21 protein-coding genes and 1 pseudogene are annotated in these 23,135 nt (G+C 73.4%); 12 read left to right on the top strand and 10 right to left on the bottom strand.

Features of this window, described 5'->3' with window-relative positions; all coding sequences use genetic code 11:
• Window positions 1-117: 117 nt before the first annotated feature.
• A complete protein-coding gene (locus IE245_RS12515; protein WP_189946883.1) occupies window positions 118-1,299 on the top strand; it encodes a L,D-transpeptidase in 1,182 nt (393 codons plus the stop codon).
• Between the two features lie 6 nt (window positions 1,300-1,305).
• On the opposite strand, the gene IE245_RS12510 is transcribed toward IE245_RS12515, so the two are convergent.
• Window positions 1,306-1,956 carry a pirin family protein gene (locus tag IE245_RS12510; protein ID WP_189946882.1) on the bottom strand — a complete coding sequence of 217 codons (651 nt, stop codon included), beginning with the start codon at window positions 1,954-1,956 and terminating at the stop codon, window positions 1,306-1,308.
• Window positions 1,957-2,037: 81 nt separating this feature from the next.
• Here IE245_RS12510 and IE245_RS12505 point away from each other — a divergent pair, with 81 nt between their 5' ends.
• From IE245_RS12505 to IE245_RS12485, 5 genes are all read left to right on the top strand, one after another.
• Entirely contained in the window at window positions 2,038-3,219 is a 1,182-nt protein-coding gene (locus tag IE245_RS12505) for a PucR family transcriptional regulator (RefSeq protein ID WP_229851238.1), read from the top strand.
• An 89-nt stretch (window positions 3,220-3,308) separates the two neighbouring features.
• Window positions 3,309-4,253 (top strand): ACP S-malonyltransferase, encoded by a 945-nt coding sequence (locus IE245_RS12500; protein WP_189946880.1) that lies wholly within the window; start codon window positions 3,309-3,311, stop codon window positions 4,251-4,253.
• An 18-nt stretch (window positions 4,254-4,271) separates the two neighbouring features.
• A complete protein-coding gene (locus IE245_RS12495) occupies window positions 4,272-5,303 on the top strand; it encodes a ketoacyl-ACP synthase III (RefSeq protein WP_189946879.1) in 1,032 nt (343 codons plus the stop codon).
• Window positions 5,304-5,361: 58 nt separating this feature from the next.
• Entirely contained in the window at window positions 5,362-5,610 is a 249-nt protein-coding gene (locus tag IE245_RS12490; protein ID WP_189946878.1) for an acyl carrier protein, read from the top strand.
• A 108-nt stretch (window positions 5,611-5,718) separates the two neighbouring features.
• A complete protein-coding gene (locus IE245_RS12485; protein ID WP_189946877.1) occupies window positions 5,719-6,981 on the top strand; it encodes a beta-ketoacyl-[acyl-carrier-protein] synthase family protein in 1,263 nt (420 codons plus the stop codon).
• A gap of 74 nt (window positions 6,982-7,055) precedes the next feature.
• On the opposite strand, the gene IE245_RS12480 is transcribed toward IE245_RS12485, so the two are convergent.
• Together IE245_RS12480 and IE245_RS12475 are read right to left on the bottom strand one after the other, a co-directional pair.
• Window positions 7,056-7,412, bottom strand: coding sequence for a hypothetical protein (locus IE245_RS12480; protein ID WP_189946876.1), 357 nt, complete (start codon window positions 7,410-7,412; stop codon window positions 7,056-7,058).
• Between the two features lie 71 nt (window positions 7,413-7,483).
• Complete coding sequence (locus IE245_RS12475; protein ID WP_169085145.1) at window positions 7,484-7,978, bottom strand: DUF3145 domain-containing protein; 495 nt, start codon at window positions 7,976-7,978, stop codon at window positions 7,484-7,486.
• A gap of 263 nt (window positions 7,979-8,241) precedes the next feature.
• On the opposite strand from IE245_RS12475, the gene IE245_RS12470 reads away from it, so the two are divergent.
• A complete protein-coding gene (locus IE245_RS12470) occupies window positions 8,242-9,144 on the top strand; it encodes a GDSL-type esterase/lipase family protein (RefSeq protein WP_189946875.1) in 903 nt (300 codons plus the stop codon).
• Between the two features lie 54 nt (window positions 9,145-9,198).
• On the opposite strand, the gene IE245_RS12465 is transcribed toward IE245_RS12470, so the two are convergent.
• The gene (locus tag IE245_RS12465; protein ID WP_189946874.1) at window positions 9,199-11,694 is read right to left on the bottom strand and encodes a beta-glucosidase; all 2,496 of its coding nucleotides are present in this window, start codon (window positions 11,692-11,694) and stop codon (window positions 9,199-9,201) included.
• Between the two features lie 111 nt (window positions 11,695-11,805).
• Between IE245_RS12465 and IE245_RS12460 the strand changes: the two genes are divergently transcribed.
• Together IE245_RS12460 and IE245_RS12455 are read left to right on the top strand one after the other, a co-directional pair.
• Window positions 11,806-12,378 carry a TetR/AcrR family transcriptional regulator gene (locus IE245_RS12460; RefSeq protein WP_189946873.1) on the top strand — a complete coding sequence of 191 codons (573 nt, stop codon included), beginning with the start codon at window positions 11,806-11,808 and terminating at the stop codon, window positions 12,376-12,378.
• Between the two features lie 238 nt (window positions 12,379-12,616).
• Entirely contained in the window at window positions 12,617-13,333 is a 717-nt protein-coding gene (locus tag IE245_RS12455; RefSeq protein ID WP_189946872.1) for a carbon-nitrogen hydrolase family protein, read from the top strand.
• 157 nt (window positions 13,334-13,490) lie between these two features.
• Here the strand turns inward: IE245_RS12455 and IE245_RS12450 are convergent, their stop codons facing one another.
• On the bottom strand, window positions 13,491-15,680 hold the full coding sequence (locus IE245_RS12450; RefSeq protein ID WP_229851236.1) for a M4 family metallopeptidase: 2,190 nt from the start codon (window positions 15,678-15,680) through the stop codon (window positions 13,491-13,493).
• A 137-nt stretch (window positions 15,681-15,817) separates the two neighbouring features.
• Between IE245_RS12450 and IE245_RS12445 the strand changes: the two genes are divergently transcribed.
• Window positions 15,818-16,783, top strand: a complete 966-nt coding sequence (locus tag IE245_RS12445; RefSeq protein ID WP_189946871.1) for a LysR family transcriptional regulator — start codon at window positions 15,818-15,820, stop codon at window positions 16,781-16,783.
• 38 nt (window positions 16,784-16,821) lie between these two features.
• Here the strand turns inward: IE245_RS12445 and IE245_RS12440 are convergent, their stop codons facing one another.
• The 4 genes from IE245_RS12440 to IE245_RS12425 all read right to left on the bottom strand — a co-directional run bounded on the left by IE245_RS12440 (window position 16,822) and on the right by IE245_RS12425 (window position 20,042).
• On the bottom strand, window positions 16,822-17,643 hold the full coding sequence (locus IE245_RS12440) for a pectate lyase (RefSeq protein ID WP_189946870.1): 822 nt from the start codon (window positions 17,641-17,643) through the stop codon (window positions 16,822-16,824).
• Window positions 17,644-17,654: 11 nt separating this feature from the next.
• Window positions 17,655-18,482 (bottom strand): EI24 domain-containing protein, encoded by an 828-nt coding sequence (locus IE245_RS12435; RefSeq protein WP_189946869.1) that lies wholly within the window; start codon window positions 18,480-18,482, stop codon window positions 17,655-17,657.
• A gap of 53 nt (window positions 18,483-18,535) precedes the next feature.
• Window positions 18,536-18,958, bottom strand: coding sequence for an organic hydroperoxide resistance protein (locus IE245_RS12430; protein ID WP_189946868.1), 423 nt, complete (start codon window positions 18,956-18,958; stop codon window positions 18,536-18,538).
• Between the two features lie 64 nt (window positions 18,959-19,022).
• A complete protein-coding gene (locus tag IE245_RS12425; protein WP_189946867.1) occupies window positions 19,023-20,042 on the bottom strand; it encodes an NADP-dependent oxidoreductase in 1,020 nt (339 codons plus the stop codon).
• Between the two features lie 98 nt (window positions 20,043-20,140).
• Between IE245_RS12425 and IE245_RS12420 the strand changes: the two genes are divergently transcribed.
• Window positions 20,141-20,575 (top strand): MarR family winged helix-turn-helix transcriptional regulator, encoded by a 435-nt coding sequence (locus IE245_RS12420; protein ID WP_189946866.1) that lies wholly within the window; start codon window positions 20,141-20,143, stop codon window positions 20,573-20,575.
• A gap of 18 nt (window positions 20,576-20,593) precedes the next feature.
• On the opposite strand, the gene IE245_RS12415 is transcribed toward IE245_RS12420, so the two are convergent.
• A complete protein-coding gene (locus tag IE245_RS12415; protein ID WP_444545734.1) occupies window positions 20,594-21,712 on the bottom strand; it encodes an SCO2400 family protein in 1,119 nt (372 codons plus the stop codon).
• A 285-nt stretch (window positions 21,713-21,997) separates the two neighbouring features.
• On the opposite strand from IE245_RS12415, the pseudogene IE245_RS12410 reads away from it, so the two are divergent.
• Window positions 21,998-23,026 (top strand): annotated as a pseudogene (locus tag IE245_RS12410) (rod shape-determining protein); the annotation flags it as partial.
• Between the last annotated feature and the right edge of the window lie 109 nt (window positions 23,027-23,135).

Below are 23,135 nucleotides of genomic sequence, written 5' to 3'. Positions count from 1 at the left end.
ACGATGACCGTTTTCCACCAGCGCCCGTCACATGGGCCCCGGGCGGGGCCGAGGGGCTCCCGGGCCGCCTAGAGTCCGGGCATCCCACTCTTTTCTCTCCTCTTCCGGAGGTCCTCCGTGCCGCCGATACGCACGTCCCGGCCCGCCCTCGCCGCCGTGGCCCTCGCCGTCTCCCTCACCGCCTGCACCGCCCAGGCGGCGAGCGGCCCCGGCTCCTCCGCCGCCCCGTCGGGCGGGGCCGCGCGGGACGGGGCGCCCGCGCGGGTGACCGTGGCGAAGCCGGAGGCCGGGAAGCAGGTGACCGTGACGGCGGCCGGCGGGACGATCACGTCGGTGACGGTCACGGACGCGGACGGCGGGCGGCTCGCCGGGAAGTCCGCGGCGGGCGGGGCCCGCTGGACCTCGGACCGCAAGGCGGTGCCGGGGGCCGCGTACACCGTGGAGGTCGTCTCGCGGGGCACGGGCGGGAAGGAGACGACGACGCGGTCGGACTTCACCACGGAGAAGGCCGACCGGGTCAACAAGCTGACGCTGGCGCCCGGGAAGAACACGACCGTCGGCATCGGGCAGCCGCTGTCGATCGTCTTCGACCGGCCGGTGAGGCGGAAGGCGGACGTGGAGCGGCAGTTGAAGGTGACGACGTCCAACGGCACCGAGGGATCATGGGGTTGGGTCACCGACTACTCCGGGCGCGACCGGGCCGACTGGCGGCCCCGGGAGTACTGGAAGCCGGGGACGAAGGTCACGCTGGAGGCGGACCTGAACGGGACGGACTCCGGCGACGGCTGGTTCGTCCGCGACTACCGGACCGGGTTCACGATCGGCGCGTCGCAGGTGGTGAAGGTCGACCTGGACGCGAAGCGGCTGTCGCTGGTCAAAGACGGCCGGACGGTGCGGACCATTCCCGTCTCGGGCGGGACACCGGGCGGCGACAAGCGGTCGTGGCGGGGGACGGCCGTGCTCATGGCCAAGGAGGGGACGATCCGGATGAACTCCGAGACGGTCGGCCTCGGCGACGCGTACGACAAGATGGTCGACTACTCGATGCGGCTGACGTGGTCGGGGATGTACGCGCACGCGGCGCCGTGGAACGCGGGCAACTTCGGGGTCGCCAACCGCAGCTCCGGCTGCATCGGCATGAGCACCGCCGACGCGAAGTCCTTCTACGCGAGCGTGAACGTCGGGGACCCGTTCGAGATCCGCGGCGGCGACACGAAGGGCGTCGTCGCGGAGGGGAACGGGTACGGGGCGTGGAACCTGTCCTGGCCGGAGTGGAAGGCGAAGAGCGCGGTGCGCTGAAGGGCCTCAGGCGTCCGACGCCCAGACCAGCGCCTCCGCGTCGGAGGCCGCCCGGAGCGTCAGCCCCGCCGCGTCCGTGACGCGCGCCGCGTCCCCGCGCGCCAGGTCCTCGCCCGCCAGGGCGACCGTGCCCCGGACCACGTGGACGTAGAGGGTCCCGGCCGCCGGGAGGCCGGTCTCCTCCCCGGCCGCCAGGCGGTGGACGTGGAGCGCGGCCCCCGCCGCCGGGACGGGGTACGGGCCTTCCAGGCCGCGGATCAGGTCGTACGAGGGTGAGCCGCCCGGCTCCAGGGGCGCCAGCCACATCTGGACGAAGACCAGGGGGGCGTCGCCCGCGTTGCGCTCCACGTGGCGGACGCCGGCCGCCGAGGAGAGGTGCTGGAGGTCGCCGGGGCGGACCAGGGTCTCGCGTCCCGTGCTGTCGCGGTGGGTGAGTTCGCCCTCGACCACCCAGGTCACGATCTCCGTGTGCGAGTGGGGGTGCTCGTCGAAGCCCGCGCCGGGCGCGAGGCGCTCCTCGTTGACGGCGAGGAGGGGGCCGAAGCGGAGGTTGTCGGGGTCGTAGTGGGCCCCGAAGGAGAAGGCGTGCCGGGTCTCGACGCCGGCCCCGGGGTCGCCGCCCGGGTAGCGGTCGGCCGCGCGCTGGATGCGGATCATCCCCCGTACGGTAGCGGGGCCCGCCGCGGCGAAACCGCCCCGACCCCGCACCTCCGTGCCCGGATGAGGCAGTCTTGTCCCGTGTCTGAACCCACGAACGCCGCTCATCCGCATCCCGCGACCCTGAAGCGCCTCGAACAGTCCTCGGGGCGGCTCGCCGCGAACGCCATCGCCCGCATGGACGAGACGCTGCCGTGGTACCGGGCGATGCCGCCCGAGAACCGCTCGTGGATCGGACTGGTCGCGCAGGCCGGCATCGCCGCGTTCACCGAGTGGTTCCGGCACCCGGAGACGCCGCAGGCGATCTCCACCGACGTCTTCGGGACGGCGCCGCGCGAGCTGACCAGGGCGATCACGCTGCGGCAGACCGTGGAGATGGTGCGGACGACCATCGAGGTCATGGAGGTGGCGATCGAGGACGTCGCCGCGCCCGGCGACGAGTCGGTGCTGCGCGAGGCGCTCCTCGTGTACGCGCGGGAGATCGCCTTCGCGACCGCGCAGGTGTACGCGCAGGCGGCGGAGGCGCGGGGCGCCTGGGACGCGCGCCTGGAGTCGCTGGTGGTGAACGCGGTGCTGTCCGGGGAGGCCGACGAGGGCGCCGTGTCCCGGGCCGCCGCGCTCGGCTGGAACTCGCCGGAGCACGTGTGCGTGGTGCTCGGCACCGCCCCGGACGGCGACAGCGAGCTGACGGTGGAGGCGATCCGGCGGGCCGCCCGGCACGCCAAGCTCCAGGTCCTCACGGGGGTGCTCGGCAACCGGCTCGTGGTGATCGCGGGCGGCTCCGACAATCCGCTCGGCGTGGCGAAGGCGCTGCTCGGGCCGTACGCGCCGGGGCCGGTGGTGGCCGGGCCCGTGGTGCCCGACCTGCTGGCGGCGACCCGGTCCGCGCAGGCGGCCGCGGCGGGGCTCAAGGCGTGCACGGCGTGGCAGGACGCGCCGCGGCCGGTGCTCGCGGACGATCTCCTGCCGGAGCGCGCGATCGCCTCGGACCCTTCGGCGCGCGAACAGCTGGTGGAGGAGATCTACAGACCGCTGGAGGAAGCGGGCTCGGCGCTTCTGGAAACCCTGAGTGTCTACCTGGAGCAGGCCAGTAGCCTCGAAGGCGCGGCGAGGATGCTCTTCGTCCACCCGAACACCGTGCGCTACCGGCTTCGACGTGTGACCGACGTCACCGGCTGGTCACCCTCCGATGTCCGTTCCGCCTTCACCCTGCGGATCGCGCTGATCCTCGGACGCTTGGCCGAGGCGGAGGGCCAGTCCTAGACTTTTGTCGAACACCGACAATTACCCCGACGGTTCTTCGTCCTAGTCCCCACGGGCGCCGGACACCGTCCGCAAGAGAGAGTGTGAGGGTGCTCGTACTCGTCGCTCCCGGCCAAGGCGCCCAGACGCCCGGCTTCCTGACTCCCTGGCTCGAACTCCCCGGTGCCGCCGACCGCCTCGCGGCCTGGTCGGACGCCATCGGGCTCGACCTCGTCCACTACGGCACGAAGGCGGACGCGGACGAGATCCGCGACACCGCCGTGGCCCAGCCGCTGCTCGTCGCGGCCGGTCTGCTCTCCGCCGCCGCCCTCGGCGCGGGAACGTCAGCCGCCGACGCGGCGGGCCCCCGTCCCGGCGTCGTCGCCGGTCACAGCGTCGGCGAGTTCACCGCCGCCGCGCTCGCGGGCGTCCTCGACGACACCGCCGCGCTCCGTCTCGTACGGACCCGTGGTCTGGCGATGGCCGACGCGGCCGCGATCGCCCCGACCGGCATGTCGGCGCTGCTCGGCGGCGACCCCGAGGTGACCGTCCCGCACCTGGAGAAGCTGGGCCTGACCCCGGCCAACGTGAACGGCGCGGGCCAGATCGTGGCCGCCGGCACGCTGGAGCAGCTGGCCGCCCTGGCCGAGGACAAGCCCGAGGGCGTCCGCCGGGTCGTCCCGCTCAAGGTCGCCGGCGCGTTCCACACGCACCACATGGCCCCCGCCGTCGCCACCCTGGAGCAGGCGGCGAAGGAGCTGACTCCGGCCGACCCGAAGGTGACATACGTCTCCAACAAGGACGGGCAGGCCGTCGCCGCCGGCACCGAGGTCCTCGCCCGGCTGGTCGGCCAGGTCGCCAACCCGGTCCGCTGGGACCTCTGCATGGAGACCTTCCAGACCCTCGGCGCCACCGCGCTGATCGAGGTCTGCCCGGGCGGCACGCTCACCGGCATCGCCAAGCGCGCGCTGCCGGGGGTGGCCACCGTCGCCCTCAAGACGCCCGACGACCTCGATGCGGCCCGTACGCTCGTCGCCGAGCACACGGCCGTCTGACGAGGAGTGTCGAGAAGCATGTCGAAGATCAAGCCCAGCAAGGGCGCCCCGTACGCGCGGATCCTGGGCGTCGGCGGTTTCCGCCCGGCCCGGGTCGTGCCCAACGAGGTGATCCTCGAGAAGATCGACTCGTCCGACGAGTGGATCCGCTCGCGCTCGGGCATCGCCACCCGCCACTGGGCCTCCCCCGAGGAGACCGTCACCGCGATGTCCGTGGAGGCGTCCGGCAAGGCGATCGCCGCGGCGGGCATCACCCCCGAGCAGATCGGTGCCGTCGTCGTCTCGACGGTCTCGCACTTCAAGCAGACCCCGGCCGTCGCCACCGAGATCGCCGACAAGATCGGGGCCGGGAAGCCGGCCGCGTTCGACATCTCCGCGGGCTGCGCGGGCTTCGGCTACGGCCTGACGCTCGCCAAGGGCATGATCGTCGAGGGCTCGGCCGAGTACGTCCTGGTGATCGGCGTGGAGCGGCTGAGCGACCTGACGGACCTGGAGGACCGCGCGACGGCCTTCCTGTTCGGCGACGGCGCCGGCGCGGTCGTGGTGGGCCCCTCCGACGAGCCGCACATCGGTCCCACCGTCTGGGGTTCCGAGGGCGACAAGTCGGAGACCATCAAGCAGACCGTCCCCTGGAACGAATTCCACGTGGGTGACGTCTCGAAGCTGCCGCTCAACGAGGCCGGCGAGATCAAGTTCCCCGCCATCACGCAGGAGGGCCAGGCGGTCTTCCGCTGGGCCGTCTTCGAGATGGCGAAGGTCGCCCAGCAGGCCCTGGACGCCGCCGGCATCAGCGCGGACGACCTGGACGTCTTCATCCCGCACCAGGCCAACATGCGGATCATCGACTCGATGGTGAAGACCCTCAAGCTGCCGGAGCACGTCACGGTCGCCCGTGACGTCGAGACCACCGGCAACACCTCCGCCGCCTCGATCCCGCTCGCGATGGAGCGGCTCCTGGCGACCGGACAGGCCAAGAGCGGCGACACCGCGCTCATCATCGGCTTCGGGGCGGGTCTCGTGTTCGCCGCGACGGTCGTTACTCTCCCCTAGGCGACCGGGACCTCCCGGAAGCCCCCCTTACCAAGTAATCGCTAGAAGGAGCGCCACCATGGCTCACACCCAGGAAGACATCGTCGAGGGTCTCGCGGAGATCGTGAACGAGATCGCCGGCATCCCGGTCGAGGACGTCCAGCTGGACAAGTCCTTCACCGACGACCTGGACGTCGACTCGCTGTCCATGGTCGAGGTCGTCGTCGCCGCCGAAGAGCGCTTCGACGTCAAGATCCCCGACGAGGACGTCAAGGAGCTCAAGACCGTGGGCGACGCCGTCTCCTACATCCTCAAGCACCAGGCCTGATTCGGCCTTGGTGGACCAGGCCCCACCGGGTCCGGTCCCCGCTGACTCGGTCCGCCACCCGGCGGTGGCGCCGTCTTCGACCATCACACACATGGAGAACGAATTCCTGTGAGCTCGACCAATCACACCGTGGTCGTCACCGGTATCGGCGCAACCACACCGCTGGGTGGCGACTCCGCGACGACCTGGGAAGGTCTCCTTGCGGGGCGCTCCGGCGTCAAGCCCCTGGAGGGCGAGCGCTTCGCCGAACTTCCCGTCCAGATCGCGGCGTTCGCCGCGGTCGACCCGGGCGAGGTGCTGCCCCGCCCGCTCGCCCGCAAGCTGGACCGCTCGGCGCAGTTCGCGCTGATCGCGGCGCGTGAGGCGTGGGCCGACGCGGGCTTCACCGCCCCCGCCGGCGAGGACGCCGCCATCGCCCCCGAGCGGCTCGGTTCCGTGATCGCCTCCGGCATCGGCGGCGTCACCACCCTGCTCGACCAGTACGACGTGCTCAAGGAGAAGGGCGTCCGCCGCGTCTCCCCGCACACCGTGCCCATGCTGATGCCGAACGGCCCCTCCGCCAACGTGGGCCTGGAGGTGAACGCCCGCGCCGGCGTCCACACCCCGGTCTCCGCCTGCGCGTCGGGTGCCGAGGCGATCGGCTACGCCATCGAGATGATCCGCAGCGGCCGTGCCGACGTGGTCGTCGCCGGTGGCACCGAGGCCGCGATCCACCCGCTGCCCATCGCCGCCTTCGCCAACATGATGGCGATGTCGAAGAACAACGACGAGCCGACGAAGGCCTCGCGCCCCTACGACACCGGCCGCGACGGCTTCGTGCTAGGCGAGGGCGCCGGCGTCGTGATCCTGGAGTCCGAGGCGCACGCCAAGGCCCGCGGCGCGAAGATCTACTGCGAGGCGATCGGCCAGGGCCTGTCGGCCGACAGCCACCACATCGCGCAGCCCGAGCCGACCGGCCGGGGCATCGCCTCCGCGCTCCAGCACCTGCTCGACACCACCGACCTGAAGCCGGCCGAGGTCGTGCACCTCAACGCGCACGCCACGTCGACGCCGCAGGGCGACGTCGCCGAGATCAAGGCGCTGCGGAAGGTCCTGGGCGACGACCTCGACCACGTGGCGGTCTCCGCCACCAAGTCGATGACCGGCCACCTCCTCGGCGGCGCGGGCGGCATCGAGACCGTCGCGACGGTCCTGGCGCTCCACCACCGCGTGGCCCCGCCGACCATCAACGTCGGCGAGCTCGACCCGGAGGTCGACGCCGACATCGTCCGCGACGAGCCCCGCCCCCTCCCCGAGGGCACGATCGCCGCGGTCAACAACTCCTTCGGCTTCGGCGGCCACAACGTGGTCCTGGCGTTCCGCACGGTCTGACCCGCGCACCCCTGCGAGGCCCGCCCCCTGCCCGGGGGGCGGGCCTCCGGCATGTCAGCGGGGTTCGGGCGTGGTCAGCGGGGTTCGGTGAGCGGGGGTGCCACCGCCGTGGTCTCGGGGCGCAGGGCTTCGTAGCCCGCGATGCCGAAGGGGGCTCCGACGAAGAGGCCGAGGAGGACGAAGCAGAAGGCCAGCACGTCGACCCAGCCCTCGGAGGGGGTCGTCGGCTCGTCCGGCAGCATCGCACCGAAGAGGAGGAAGAAAGCCACCGCCAGGACCAGCAGTCCCCCCGCCCACGCCGCCAGGGCGCCGGTCGCGTCTCCGGCCGCCAGCTGGTAGACGAAGCCCGCGAGGAGCACCAGGGTCGCGCCCAGTGTCGTCGCCGCCAGCAGGACGGCGGCCCCGCCGACCGTCCTCCGCAGAGTGCTCAACGCCCGTCCCCCGCCCGCGCGCCCCCCGGCGCGCCCAGTGCCGCGAAGCTAGCGGGTCCGGGTGAACGGGCTCAGACGACCTGGTGAAGCCAGCGGACCGGGGCGCCCTCGCCGGCGTAGCGGAAGGGCTCCAGTTCGTCGTCCCAGGGCTTGCCGAGGAGCCGGGCGACCTCGGCCTCCAGGACCGTCTCGCCCTGCGCGGCGCGGGCCAGGGCGGCGCGCAGGCGGTCCTCGGGGACGAGGATGTCGCCGTGCATGCCGGTGACGGCGTGGAAGATGCCGAGCTCGGGGGTGGCGCTGTAGCGCTCGCCCTCGGCGGTGGGACAGGGCTCGGCGGTCACCTCGAAGCGGAGCATCTGCCAGCCGCGCAGGGCGGAGGCGAGTTTCGAGGCGGTGCCGGTCTCGCCCTGCCAGGAGAACTCCGCTCTCCAGGTGCCGGGCGCCGCGGGCTGCCGGATCCAGTCGAGCTGGACCCGCGCGCCGAGGACACCGCCCACCGCCCATTCGACGTGCGGGCAGAGCGCGCGCGGTGCGGAGTGTACGTACAGGACTCCACGTGTCGTCACCGGGACCTCCAGTGTGGGACGAGGTTCGCCTTCCCAGCGGCCTCGGTAAACAGCATCAGGCGAAGAACTCCGCAAACCTTCTGAAAAGGGACAGCATGTGACGTGATGTAATTTACCGGAGCCGGTCGGCGCGGGCGCGCCGCAGGTTCGACGGGGGAAAAGCTACCGTGCCGCGCCGTCATCGGGGTGACGTACGGTCGGTCCGGGGGCGGGTGGACACGAAGCTTTCACTCGCCAGGACGTCTGCGTGAAGGAGGGGGCCGGTGCCGTACGGCCGACACCGCATCCGTACCGCCGTCGTGGGAGCGGTCCTCGCGGTCGCCGCGCTCGCGGGGTGCACGAGCGCGTCGCCGGACCCCGGGAGCACGGCGGCCCCCGCGCGGAAGGCGACGCCCGCGCCGACGCCCACGCCGACCCCGGCCTCGCGGTGGGACGTCTCCCCCGCCTCCGTCGCCGCCGTCGGCGATTCCGTCACCCGCGCCTTCGACGCCTGCTCGCTGTTCGCGGACTGCCCGGAGGCGTCCTGGGCGACCGGCACGGACCCGGCGGTGAACAGCCTGGCGCTGCGGCTCCTCGGCGCGGACCGGGTGGCCGGGAACAGCTGGAACCTGGCCCGGAGCGGGGCGCGGGTGGCGGCGCTGCCGGAGCAGATGGCGCGGGCGGCGGCGGAGCGGCCCGGGCTCGTGACGGTGATGATCGGCGCCAACGACGCCTGCCGGCCGACCCCGGCGGGGATGACGCCGGTGACGGACTTCCGCCGGTCGTTCGAGGCGGCGCTCGCCCGGCTGCGGAAGGACGCCCCGGAGGCGCGGGTGTACGTGGCGAGCGTGCCGGACCTGCACCGGCTGTGGGACACCGGCCGGGCGAACCCGGTGGTCCGGCGGGTCTGGGAGCTGGGCGTCTGCGGCTCGATGCTGGCGGATCCGCTGGACCCGGGGGCGGCGGCGGAGCGGCGGCGGACCGCGGTGCGCGACCGGGTGGTGGCGTACAACGAGGTGCTCGCCGAGGTCTGCGCGGCGGACGAGCTGTGCCGCTACGACGGCGGCGCGGTCTTCGGCTTCCGTTTCGACACCTCGCTGCTGAGCACCTGGGACTGGTTCCATCCGAACCGGGACGGCCAGGCGCGGCTGGCCGAGCTGGCGTACCGGCGGATCACGGAGAAGTAGCCCCGGGGCGGCGGGCGTCGGGTCCGCCGCCCGGGGCCGTGCGCGGGGAGCGGTTCACCCCCGGAGCTCCACGGTGGCGGTCAGGCGGACGTCGGCCGACGAGTGGGCGGCGTGGATCTCGTAGCGGCCGGGGACGGGGGCCCAGGCGTTCTTCTCCTCGTCCCAGATCTCGAAGGCGCGGCGCGGGAGGGCGATCTCCGTCTCGGTGGTCTCGCCGGGCGCGGCCTCGACGCCGGCGAAGGCGGCGAGCCAGCGGGCGGGCCGCTCCACGGGGTCGGAGACGGGCGCGAGGTAGAGCTGGACGGTCTCGCGGCCGGGGCGGTCGCCGGTGTTGGTGAGGCGGACGGTGACGCTCTCCGGGGTCGCCGTGAGGGTGTCGTAGGACCAGGTCGTGTAGCCGAGGCCGTGGCCGAAGGGGTACGCGGGGACGGCGCCGGTCCGGTCCCAGGCGCGGTAGCCGATGAACAGGCCCTCGGTGTAGTCGAGGACGCCGTCGGTGGGGGTGACCTCGGTGACGGGTGCGTCGGCGAGGGCGACGGGCCAGGTGGTGGGGAGCCGGCCGCCGGGCTCCTCGGCGCCGGTGAGGACGTCGGCCAGCGCGGCGCCGCCCTCCTGGCCGGGGAACCAGCTCAGCAGGACCGCGGCGACGTCCTCCCGCCACGGGAGTTCGACCGGGGAGCCGGCGTTGACGACGACGACCGTGTTCGGGTTGGCGGCGGCGACGGCGCGGACGAGGTCGTCCTGGCGGCCGGGGAGGGCGAGGTCCTCGCGGTCGAAGCCCTCGGACTCGACGCGCTCGGTGGTGGCGACGACCACGACGGCGGTGTCGGCGGCGCGGGCGGCCTCGACGGCTTCGGCGATCAGTTCGTCGGGGTCCCGGCGGGGACCGAGGTGGACGAAGGAGAACACGACGGCCGGGAGCGGGGCGGCGAACTCCTTGTCGAGGGTGTGCTTCAGGGAGACCTCGACGGTCTCGCCGGCGGTGAGCTCGACGGCGCCGCGCTCGACCGGGGAGCCGAAGAACGCCTCGAAGGGGTCGGTCTCGGGGCCCATCTCCTGGACGCCGTCGAAGAGTTCGTGCCCGTCGACGGTGAGGGTGAAGGCGCCGAGGCCGCGGGTGCCGAAGGCGTGGGCCCCGGTCTCGCGCGGGGTGAAGACGCCGGTGACCTCGATGGAGGCGAGGGTCTCGTGGGTGACGCCGGCCGGGAGGTCGTCGCCGATCCACTGGACCTGGCCGTGGGGGAGGCCGCTCTCGCCGAGGACGGTGCCGTCGGCGTCGCGGCAGACCGCGCGGAGGGTGAAGCCCTGGTCGGCGGGGGCGAGTTCGTCGCTGGGGTCGGCGCCGACGGCGTAGCTGAGGCGTGCCCCGCCGGGAAGTTCCGCGAGGGCGGCGGTGAGGCCGGCGAGCGGGGAGACGACGTGTTCGGGGAAGACCTGGGCGGAGCCTCCGCCGAGGACGCGGGCGTCGCGGGCGGCGGCGCCGGAGAGGGCGACGGTGCCGGGCTTCAGCGGGAGGGCGCCGTTCTCGTTGCGGACGAGGACGAAGCCGCGGCGGGCGATCTCGCGGGCGAGGGCGTCGCCGTCGATCGGGGCGGGGGGTTCGGTGACGACGGGCGGGGCGCCTTCGAGGGCGCCGACGCGGGCGGCGAGCCGCAGGACGTTGCGCACGGCGGTGTCGACGGCGGACTCGTCGACCTCGCCGGCGCGGACGGCGGCGGCGAGGGCCTCGCCGTAGACGGTGACGGGTCCGGGCATGGCGACGTCGAGGCCGCCCGCGATGTCGCCGGTGGTGGAGCGGGCCGCCATCCAGTCGGAGACGTTGGCGCCGTCGAAGCCCCACTCGCCGCGCAGGACCTCGTTGACGAGCTGGTGGTGCTCGGTCATCGTCACGCCGTTGACCTGGTTGTAGGCGGTCATGACGCCCCAGGGGCGGGCATGGGTGGCGATCGCCTCGAAGGGGGCGAGGTAGAGCTCGCGGAGGGGGCGGGGGGCGACCTTGTTGTCGACGGTGAAGCGGTCGGTCTCGGCGTCGTTGGCGACGAAGTGCTTGACGGTGGTGCCGACGCCGCCGTCCTGGACGCCCTGGACGTAGCCGGTGCCGATGGCGCCGGTGAGGTACGGGTCCTCGCTGTAGGCCTCGAAGTGGCGGCCGCCGAGCGGGGTGCGGTGCAGGTTGACCGTGGGGGCGAGGAGGACGTGGACGCCCTTGCGGCGGGCCTCCTGGGCGAGGAGCCGGCCGGCCCGGCGGGCGAGGGCGGGGTCCCAGGCGGCGGCGAGCGCGGTCGGGGACGGCAGGGCGACGGAGGGGTCGTCGGCGGTCCAGCGGACGCCGCGGACGCCGACGGGGCCGTCGGACATGACGAGCGAGGCCAGTCCGATCTCCGGGACGGCGGGCAGCGACCACATGTCCCGGCCGCCGAGCAGCCGGGTCTTGGCGTCCAGGTCGAGCCGGGCGAGCGCGGCCTCGACGGCCGCCTCGCGCACGGCGTCCTCGTTCGCGTCCGTCTCGTTCACGTCGGTACCTCCGCGTCGAAGTGCTGGTGCCGCCATGATGGGCACACCTACCTGTAGATCGGTAGGTGACGTTACCTTTCTGTTATTTCACGGGTCGGCGGATGGCGTACGGTCCTGGGGACAGGAGCTGCGGAAAGGGAGCCGGCGATGGTACGGACCAGGAGCGAGGAGCGCCGCGCGGAGATCCTGCGCGCCGCCCTGGAGGTGATCGCCGAGCGCGGCTACCGGGGCGCCACCCTGGGCTCGGTCGCCGAGCGCGTCGGCCTCACCCAGCAGGGACTGCTGCACTACTTCCCCACCAAGGAGGCGCTGCTCGTCGCCGTCCTGGAGGAGCGCGACCGCTGGGACACCAGCGGCGGCCGGGACCGCGAGGGCTGGCGGCTCGACCTGCTCGACTCCCTGGTGGAGTACAACGCGATGCGGCCGGGGATCGTGCAGACCTTCTCCGCGCTGCTCGGCGAGAGCGTCACCGACGGGCACCCGGCGCGGGAGTTCTTCACCGAGCGGTACGCGCAGGTGCGGGCGAGCATGGCGGACGTGCTGCGCCTGGAGTTCGGCGAGCGGCTGCCGGGCGGCCTCACCCCGGAGCGGGCGGCGCCGCTGCTCACCGCCGTGATGGACGGCCTCCAGTACCAGTGGCTCCTGGACCCGGCCGCGGTCGACATGCCGGGCGCCTTCCGGGACTTCCTGCGGCTGCTGCGCGGGGACGCGGAGGAGTAGCGGGGGCGGGTGCGGGGCCGACGGGATTCGAACCCGCGCGAGCTCACCGCCAGGTCCGGCGGCCACTCCCTGCTTCCCCGGCTCCGGGGACCTCCTCGGCCGGGGAAGGCGATCGCCCACTCTGCCACGGCCCCGCACCCTGCGGCACCGCGCGCGGCACCGCTCCGGCGAGCGTAGGCCACGGCGTCCGCGCGGGGCGCGGGATTTTCCCGGAACGGGTGCTGCGAGCATGGGCGCCATGAAGATCGCCGCCGCACAGTTCGCCCCGGTCGCCGGGGACGTCGAGGCCAACGTCCGGACGATCGCCGGGCTCGTCCGGGAGGCCGGGGCCGCCGGGGCCCGGCTCGTCGTCTTCGCGGAGCTGTCGCTCACCGGGTACGAGACGGCCCTGATCCGGGAGGACCCGGCCCTGACCCTGACCGAGGACGACCCGCGTCTGGAGCCGGTGCGCGAGGCCTGCCGGGCCGCCGGGACGGCCGCGGTCGTCAACGGGCCGGTCCGGGGCGGGGGTCCGCTGCCCGGCCTGACGACGCTGGTGATCGCTCCGGACGGCACGACGCTCGCCCGCTACGACAAGCGGAACCTCTTCCACGGGCCCGAGCAGGCCGCCTTCACGGCGGGCACCGCCGACGGGCGCTTCGTCCTCGACGGGCTCCGGTTCGCGCTCGCCACCTGTTACGACAACCGGTTCCCGGATCTCGCCGGGCGGGCCGCGGCGGACGACTGCTCGGTGTACCTGGCCAGTTCGATGCTGGAGGGCGGGAACGACTCCTTCGAGACCGTCTACCCGGTGCGGGCCCGGGACTTCGGACTCTTCGTCGCGCTCGGCAACTCGCTGGGGCCGAGCGAGGTCGGGAAGGGCGGCGGCCGGGCCGGGATCTGGGGCCCGGACGGCGGACGGCTCGCGGACGCGGGCCCGGAGAAGCCCGGGTTCGTGGTCGCCGAGGTGGGCTGACCCGCCGGAGGGAGGCGTACGGGAAGGGGCCGGGCCGCCGTGGGACGTACGGCGGCCCGGCCCGGGGGGCCGTACGGCGGAACCCCCGGTCCGTCGCACGGCCTCCCGCCCGGGGGCCGGGGTCGGAAGACCCCCGCCCCGGGGCGCTCGTCGGCCCTTACGGGGCGCTCAGGCCCAGCGTGTAGGCGCCGGAGCCGCTGTAGGCGTGCACGACGTAGCGGTAGTAGCCCGCGGTGCCGTAGTAGCGGGTGTCCTCGTCGGCGCCGGCGGTGCCGCCGACGGCCACGTCCGCCCAGGCCGCGCCGTTCCACTTCTGGAGGTAGAGGTCGAAGTCCGTGCCGGCCGGGCCGCGCAGGCAGCCGACGTGGCTGCCGGCGCTCGCCGCGTAGTAGTACGAGCCGTCCGGCTGCGCGGCGGCCTGGCCGGAGGTCAGCGTGCCCCGGTAGGTGTACTCGGTGCCGTCACAGCCGGTCGGCGGGGTCGTGGTGCCGACGGTCAGCTGGTAGGTGACGGTGTGGGTGGCGGAGCCCGTACCGGTGACGGTGATCGGGTAGGTGCCGTTCGGGGTGCCGGGGGCGACCTTGAGGGTCATCGTCGAGGAGTTCCCCGAGGTGACGGAGGAGGGGCTGAAGGAGACGCCGACGCCGTCGGGCGCGCCGCTCGCGGAGAGCTGGACCGTCTGCGCGGCGCCGCCGGTGGTGCTGGTGTTGACGGTGGCGGTGACCTGGGTGTCCGGCTGGGCCGAGCCCGAGGACGGGTTCAGGGAGAGCGAGAAGTCCGGGGTGGAGGTGCCGCCGCAGTCGGTCTCGCCGGACTGGGCGGGGACGCCGACCGCGTTCCAGGCCGCCTTCACCGCGTTGCACTCGGTCGCGCCGTAGGTGTTCTTGGCGGTGGTGAGGGTGGCGCGGCGGGCCGCGGGGTGGTTCCAGGAGGACGTCTTCATCAGCAGGGCGCCCATGAAGATCTTGCCGGCCTTCTGGATGCCGATGCCGGTGACGGAGGACGGGCCGCCGGAACATATCGGGCTGCTGGGCTTGCCGCCGCCCGGGTTCGAGCCCTCGGCGAGGAGGTAGAACCAGTGGTTCTGCGGGCCGGCCGCGGCGTGCACCTCGGTGCCGGAGGTCAGCTGCGGGTAGCAGTTGGGGTCGTTGTTGATGAGCGAGGGGTTGTACATGTTGCGGATCGGCTGGTTGTTGCCGGTGAAGTTGAGCTCCTCGCCGACCGTGTAGTCCGGGGTGTCGTTCGGGTTGTTCGCGTAGTGCTCGGTGAGCGCGCCGAAGATGTCGCCGGTGGACTCGTTCATGCCGCCGTTCTCGTTGGACGAGCCGGCCGAGCCCGGGGTGCGGTCGAAGATCTCGTGGCCGTACTCGTGGGCCACGACGTCGATGCCGGTGAGCTGGTTGGTGCCGTTCTGGTTGCGCCCGTAGGTGGTCTTCGTACCGTCGTAGTACGCGTTGACCTGGGTGAGTCCGGCGCGGGCCGGGACCATGCCGCCCCGTCCGTCGATGCCGTTGTAGCCGAACCACTCCTTGAGCATGTCCGACTCGCGCTGGGCGGCGTACATGATGTCGACGCAGGCGGTGACGAGGTCGTTGGCGCCGCCGTTGCCCCACGGGGAGGAGCCGGTGTACGCGCTGCCGTTCTGGCCGCCGCACTTGAAGCCGCCGCGGCTGGTGTCGGTCATGGAGGAGGCGGCGGTGTCGATGGTGACGTTGCCGTTGTGGTAGCCGCGGCCCTCGGCGTGCATGACCTTGTCGGTGGCCCGGGCGACCTTGCCGGTGCGGGCGTCGACGTAGGTGTCGAGCGAGCTCGGGAGGTCCGCGGCGGTGGTGCCGACGACGAGGGTGTGCCAGGCGAGGACGGGCTTGCCGCCCTTGAGGAGCACGGTCAGTTCGGGGGTGCTCGCGCTCTCCACGGCGGCCAGTTGGCCGCGCGCGGTGGCGAGGGCCTTCTCGGCGGTCACCCTGGCGCTGGTGGAGACCTCGATGGCCGGGGCGGCGCTGCCGCTCACGTCGCGGACCTTGCCGGTGGAGTCGGCCAGGACGACGCCGTCGCCGCCGCCGTGGACCGGGAGGCCCTTGTACGTCCGCTGGTAGGCGGCGTAGTAGAGGCCGTTCGCCCACGGGGTGACGGACGTCCGGACGAGGTCCTCGTCGGCGCCGTGCCGCAGCTCGTCGAGGCCGCTGGCGGCGGCCGTGTCCGCGGCCGCCAGGGCCAGGGACCTGCCCTGGCCCGGCGGGGCCGGCTGCGCCTGGGGAGCGGCGGAGGCGGTGGAGGCGAGGGCGGTCGCGAGGCTCGCCGAGAGCGCCAGGGCGGCCACGGCCGCCGTGAGTCTGGTGGGGTGCAACGTCGTGCTCCGTTCAGGGTGGGGGAGGTCGGATCGTCGCGCCGAGTATGGGCGTGGACATGGCGTGTTCGGGACATCCCACCGGGCATAAGACGCGGGTTATGGTGCGGCCGGGCGGTGCTGCGTACGCTGCTGAAATGCAGCTGGAGTTGAGGCATCTGGAAGCCGTCTGCCGGATTGCGGAGGCGGGAAGCCTGGGCCGCGCGGCGCAGCGCCTCGGCATCTCCCAGCCGGCGCTCTCGGCGCAGCTGCGGCGGATCGAGCGGGTCGCGGGCGGGGAGCTCTTCCTGCGCGGGCGGCGGGGTGTGGAGCCCACTCCGCTGGGCGAGTTCGTCCTGTCGAAGGCGCGGCTCGTGCTCGGCGAGATGGACGCGCTGGCGGCGGGGGCGCGGGCCGCCGACCCGTCGACGCCGCTGCGGCTCGGCTGCATCCTGCTGGTCCTGGTGGACCGGCTGCTCGTCGGGCTCGAACAGGTCGTGGCGGGGCGGGAGATCGCGGTGACGGTCGAGCAGTCGGCGACGACGCTCACCCGGCAGCTGGGCGCGGGCCGCTACGACGCGGTGCTGTACGGCGAGGTCAACGACCACGAGGTGCCGTTGCCGGAGGGCACGACGGCCCGGACGCTGATCGCGAAGGAACCGTTCTGCGTGCGGCTGTCGGCGGACCACCCGCTGGCCGCGAAGGAGCGGATCGCGCTGGCCGAGCTGGCGGACGAGTCCTGGATGACGCTGGTCGAGGACGACGACGGCGGCCCGGAGGCGCTGGTCGCCGCCTGCGAGCGGGCCGGCTTCACGCCGTCCCTGCGGCACCGGGTCGCCGACCGGAAGATCCACTACGACCTGATCGCCTCGGGCCGCGCGATCTCGCTGAGCCAGCCGACCGCGCCGCCGACCGAGGGCACGGTCCTGCGCCCGCTGGAGGGCGACCCGGTCACCGGCCGCATCCGCCTCGCCTGGAACCGCGCGGCCGTCTCCGCCCGGCACGCGGAGCTGCTGTACCGGGCGGCCGCGGAGGCGTACCTGGCGGACGTCGCCAACAACGGCTTCCACCAGGAGTGGTGGGCCGCCAGGCCGGAACTGCATCCGGTCCTGACGGCGGGGTGACCGGCCCGGAGGCCCGTGCCCCCGGGGGCGGGCGACGTCTAGTCGTAGGTGACGTCGGAGGCCGTGTAGCGGCAGGTGGTGCCGTCGGGGCCGGAGCCGGTCTCCTTGGGCTCCTTGCCGGTGTCGTTGCCGGTGAAGCGGGTACAGGGCTTGATCTTCTTCTTGGCGTCGCCGTGGATGCGGACGTTCCGCAGGGAGGCGGTGTCGCCGTAGTTGGCGTTGACGCCGACCAGCGACTTCCCGGGGACGGTGACGTCGACGTCGTTGACGATGATCGTGCGCTTGTACTGCTTCTTGCAGTTGCCGCAGGAGCGGACGAGCTTGCCGAAGTCGGAGACCTGGAACTTGGTCACGACGAGCTTGCCGGCACCGTTGAACTGGAAGACCTTGTCGGAGGCGCCCTTGGCGCCGCCGCCGTACACCGAGTAGACGGCGCCGGCCGAGGTCCCCTTGAAGGTGGCGGCGTCCTCGCCGACGTTCTCCCACCAGACGTTCTGGAGGGTGCAGCTGCCGAGGCAGTGCACGCCGTCGGCGGCGGGGGTGCCGAGCACGACGTTCTTGAGGACGGCGCCGTCCGCGAGGACGAAGAGCGGCTTCTGGCTCTCGCCCTGGTCGCCGGAGCCGAGCTCGCCGGTGCCGGAGAAGCGCTTCAGCTTGCCGTCGTAGGTGCCGGAGACCTCGATCGTCCGGGCGACCGGCTTGTCGCCCTTGGCCGTCGGCCAGGCGGGGGCGGCGGCCGGGGCGGCGCCCGCGGGGGCGAGCAGGCTGGTCGTGACGAGGGCCGCGCCGGTGGCTCCGAACGCGGCCAGGCCGCCGACGAGCGCCCTGCGGCGGCCCGTCCTGCGCTTGTGTGACGTCATGGTTCTCTTCCTCAGTGGGGGTTGTGGTGCACCCCCTGGTCGCCGCCCGGGGAGAAAAGGTTGCCGCCTTCTTGGTCGTTCTTCGCGGTGTCCCCGCCGCTCGGCTCGCCGCGCAGGTCACGGGCCATGAGGGTGGCGCCGGCGACGGCGCCGGGCATCAGGAAGACGGCCACGAAGGGGACGAGGAAGGCGAGGGTGAGCGGGACGCCGAAGCCCAGCGCCATGCCCCGGCGGGAGCGCAGCAGCGGCAGGCGCTCCTTGAGTTCGACGCCCCGGCGCTGGAGGGCGACGGCGGTCAGTTCCTCGGCGAGGAAGAAGCCGGAGACGCAGAAGCCGAGCGCGGGCACGACGGTCTGGCCGACGACGGGGATGAAGCCGCAGGCGAAGAGGAGGACGCCGTAGAAGGCGACCCGGAGGACGATCCGCAGGCTGTCGCGGGCGGAGATCCACAGCTCGCGCCAGAGCGGCAGCCCTGATTCGGGGACCTCGCCGCCCTGGTCGCGGTCGACGTCCTCGGAGAGGGACTCGTAGAAGGGCTGGCCGACGAGGAGGGTGACGGCGGTGAAGGTGATGACCGCGAGGAAGAGGCCGAAGACGAAGACGAGCGCCGTCAGGCCGTCGCGGAGGAGGCCGAGCCACGGGGAGGACCAGTCGTCGGCGAAGGGCGTCGCCCAGGTCACCAGGTCGTCCGCGCCGTAGCCGAGACCGACCAGGGCGCCGGCGTACAGCACGAGCGTCACCAGACCGGGCAGCAGTCCGAAGCCGAACTGGCGCCCGTGCCGCACCACCCACTTCTGGCCCTTGACCAGATAACCGAAACCCGCCCCGAAATCGCGCATGCGCGCAGCCTATCGGGGCGGGTCACCGGCTCCGCACGGACGTGCGGTACGGGTCAGACCGCGAGCTCGACCGTGATGTTGCCGCGGGTCGCCTTGGAGTACGGGCAGACCTGGTGGGCCTTCTCGATCAGGCTCTTGGCGGTCTCGGCGTCCACGTTCGGGATGGAGGCCGAGATCTTGACGATGATGCCGAAGCCGTCGTCGTTCTTGCCGATGCCGACCTCGGCGGTGACCGTCGAGCCGGAGATGTCCGCGTTCTCGTTCCGCGCCACGACGCCGAGGGCGCCCTGGAAGCAGGCGCTGTAGCCGGCCGCGAAGAGCTGCTCGGGGTTGGTGCCCTCGCCGGAGCCGCCCATGGCCTTGGGCGGGTTGACGACGACGTCGAGTCGGCCGTCGTCGGTGGCGACACGGCCGTCGCGGCCGTTCTCCGCGGTGGCGACGGCGGTGTAGAGAACGTCGGAGTGCTGGATGGACATGCTGGTTTCTACCTTCTTCTCCCCGTCTCGACTCGCGCCCACGATCGCGACGGCTGAGGGCAGACTACCGGTCCAGTGAGACGATCATCTTTCCGGTGTTGTCGCCGCGGAGCAGACCGAGGAAGGCGTCCACGCCGTTCTCGATGCCCTCGACGAAGGTCTCGCGGTACTTCAGCTCGCCGGAGCGCAGCCGGGCGCCGACCTCCTCGACGAACTTCGCCTGGAGGCCGTAGTGGTCGCCGACCAGGACGCCCTGGAGGCGGAGCCGCTTGCCGATGATCATCGCCATGTTCCGCGGGCCGGGGACCGGCTCCGTGTCGTTGTACTGCGCGATCATGCCGCAGATGGCGGCGCGGCCGTGCACGTTGAGCGAGGAGATGGCGGCCTCCAGGTGGTCGCCGCCGACGTTGTCGAAGTAGACGTCGATGCCGTCCGGAGCGGCCTCGCGGAGCTGGTCCTTGACCGGGCCGTTGCGGTAGTTGAAGGCGGCGTCGAAGCCGAGCTCCTCGACCAGCCACTTCACCTTCTCGTCGGAGCCGGCCGAGCCGATGACCCGGGAGGCGCCGCCCAGCTTGGCGAGCTGACCGACCTGGCTGCCGACCGCACCGGCCGCGCCGGAGACGAAGACGGCGTCGCCCTCCTTGAAGGAGGCGGTCTCGAAGAGGCCCGCGTAGGCGGTCAGGCCGGTCATGCCGAGCACGCCGAGGTAGGCGGAGAGGGGGGCGAGCTCCGGGTCCACCTTGGTGGCGTGCTGGGCGGGCACGTCGGCGTACTCGCGCCAGCCCAGGCCGTGCAGGACGTGGTCGCCCTCGGCGAACCCCTCGGCGTTCGACGCCACGACGACGCCGACCGCGCCGCCGTCCATCGGGTGGTCCAGCTTGAACGGCGGGATGTAGGACTTCACGTCGTTCATCCGGCCGCGCATGTACGGGTCCACCGAGAAGTGGAGGTTCCGCACCAGGATCCGGCCCTCGGCGGGCGCCTCGACCGGCGTCTCGCGCAGGGCGAAGTCCGTGGGGGCGGGCCAGCCGTGCGGGCGGGCGACGAGGTTCCAGGCGCGGCTGGTGGCGGGCAGTGCGGTCATGGGGGGGACCTCCGGGGCGAACAGGAAAGCTTCACTTGCTGAAACAACCATGCTCCTGAATATTTCACGTTGTCAAGCATCGGAGTACGATGGTGCTCATGCCCACCTCACACAGCGACCCCGTGACCCTCGAAGTGGTCGAGCTGATCGGCACGGTCGTGGCGCGCTACCACCAGGAGTACGAGGAAGCCGCCGCGGCCCACTCCCTGACCGGCGCGCAGGCCCGCGTCCTCGGGCTGCTCACCCTGGAGCCCACCCCGATGCGGAAGATCGCCGAGAAGCTCAAGTGCGAGCCCTCCAACGTCACCGGGATCATCGACCGCCTGGAGTCCCGGGGCCTGGTCGAGCGGCGCCCGGACCCGGCCGACCGCCGGGTGAAGCTGGCCGCGCCCACCGACGAGGGCCGGGACACCGCCCGCCGGCTGCGCGACTCGCTCCACTTCGCCAGGGAACCGCTCGGCGAGCTCACCGCCGTCGAGCGCACCCTCCTGCGCGACCTGCTGCGCCGCATGGTCGGCACGGAGCTGCCGTAGGGCCCGGGGGAAGGCCCGCTAGACGCACCACCACAGGAAGCGGGTGCAGGTCTCCGCGGGCTCCGGGGCCGGCGTCGCCGCGGTCGGCCGGGGGCTCGACGGGGCGGACGGGCTCGCGCCGCCCGCGGCGGGGGCGGTGGGCGAGCCGGAGGCGCTCGGCGTGCCGCCCGGGTTCCCGTCCTGCGGGTCCGCGGTGACCTCCGGCACGGACGGCGCCGGGGAGGAGGGCGCGACGGAGGAGGGCCGGCCGGCGGGCGTGGTGCCCGCGCCCGTGCCGGAGCCCGTCCCCGTACCGGAGCCCGTCCCCGCGCCCGAGCCCGAACCCGTACCCGTACCGGATCCGTCGCCGGAACCCCCGCCCTTTCCGGGTGCGGCCGGGGCGCCCGCGCCGGAGCCGCCGCCCGTCCCCGTGCTGATCCGCCGCGGGCGTCCCGTCGGCGAGGTGGGCGCCGCCGGGGCCCCGTCCGCCCGGTCCCCGCCCTCAGCTTCCCCGGTGTCCCCGGCGTCCTCGACGCCCGGACTCCGGGTCGGCAGCTCGGGCGGCAGGGGGGTCTCGGTGACCTCCAGCTCCTCCACCGCCGTCGCGGCGCCGCCCTTCTCCTCCGGCTCCTCGAGGACCGCCTTCGCCAGGCCCAGCGACCCGGCCGCGAGGACGAGGCCCAGCGCGCTCACCGCGACCGTCCGGCCCCGCCCGGAACGCCCGGAGCGCTCCTTCTCGCGCCGCGTGGCGGCCCGGCCGGCGGCCCGCCCCCCGGTCGCCCTCGGCGGCACCACCACGTCCAGCTCGTAGACGTGCTCGGGCGCCAGGGGCCCGGCCGTCGACACCTCCTCCGGAACGGAAGCCTCCGGGGCAGGGGCGTACGGCGCCGCGGCGGACGCGTACGGGTCCGGCGCGTACGTCCGCGCCTCGTACGCCCGCGCCTCGTACGCCTGCGCCTCGTACGTCCGCGCCTCGTACACCTCCGGCGCGTAGGGCCGGCCGGCTCCGTACGGATCGGGTGCCTCGGCGCCCTCGTGAGGCGCGGGGTGAGGCGGGGCCTGGGGGGTGTCGTACCGCAGCCGCTCCACGGGAGTCCCGCACCCGGCACAGGCGAGGGCCCCATTGAGATGCCGCCGGCACGCGTGGCAGTAGTCCATGGGGCTCGCACGCTAGGACGAGTGCCTCGGCTCCCGGTAGGCGAGGACGTGAGGATCTTGTGAGGAAATCGCAGGTGGACGCCGTGGCGTCGCGATTCTCCCGGTTCGCCTGATCCTCCTCGCCATTCCCTCGCCACCGCCGCACCGGCCCCCGCTCCGGCGTCGCACCGGCCCCGGGCGGCGCAGCCCAGCGCGCGCGGCGGGCCCGGCGGTCGCACGATGCCAACAGGAAACCCCAACCGCGACACCTCGCCCGTGTCAGCACCGCACCCCGGAGGATCCGCCATGACCGTCAGCCTCGATCAGCTGCGCCGCTGCCATGTCGCCGTCGACCTGGGTGCCGCCCGCACCCGGGTCTTCGTCAAGGGGGCCGGGCTCGTCGTCGACGAGCCGAGCGTCGCCGCCGTCAACACCCGCACCGGAGCGCTGATCGCGGTCGGCGCGCTCGCCGAGAAGATGACCGGCCGCACCCCCGACTACATCCGGGTGGTGCGTCCGGTCTCCGGCGGCACGGTCGTCGACATCGAGATGGCCCAGCGGATGCTCCGCCACCTCCTCGGCGAGAAGCTGCGCCGCCAGCTCCGCCGCAAGCCCCGCCTCCGCGCCGCCGCCTGCACCCCCCACGACAGCGATCCGCTCGCCCAGCGGGCCGCCGTCGAGACCCTGGTGGGGCTCGGGGCACGCCGGGTCGAGCTGGTCGACACCCTGATCGCCGCGGCCGTCGGCTGCGGTCTGCCGGTGGAGCAGCCGACCGCGACCATGATCATGGTGTGCGGGGCGGCGACGACGCAGGTCGCGGTGCTCTCGCTCGGCGCGATCGTGACCGCCGAGCGGATCCCGGTCGGCGGCGACGCCATCGACCACGCGATCATCCAGCACCTGCGCCACCACCACGAACTGATGCTGCCGAGCCAGTCGGTGCGTCCGCTCCAGCTCGCCCTGCACGGCAACGGCCTGACCCCGCACGGCCCGGCCTCCACCGAGATCCACGGCCGGGACGTGGCCACCGGCCTGGCCCGCTCGGTCACCGTCGACACGGCCGCCGTGCGGGAGGCCATCCACACCCCGCTGACGGCGGTGCTCGACGGCATCGGGAAGGTGCTGCGGGACTGCCCGCCGGACCTGGTGGCCGATCTCGCCGACCGCGGGATCATGATGGTCGGCGGCAGCGCGCTCCTCCCGGGCCTCGACCAGATGCTGCGGGACGCCACCGGGATGCCGGTGCACATCGCCGAACGCCCCGACGTCTGCGCCGTGCTCGGTCTCGGCGCGATGCTGGAGGGCAAGGTCCAGCCGATGGTCCTCGACCCGCTGGGCGACCACCGCGGCCTGGACGACGACCGGGACCGGGACCGGGACCACGACGGCGGCCGGGGCCGCGACCAGGCGTACGCCGACGACCTGACGGAGTGACCAATCCCGA

It is taken from the genome of Streptomyces roseolus, from assembly GCF_014649855.1.
Classification (GTDB): Bacteria; Actinomycetota; Actinomycetes; order Streptomycetales; family Streptomycetaceae; genus Streptomyces; species Streptomyces roseolus.
This window is presented reverse-complemented; position numbering and strand designations above follow the sequence as displayed.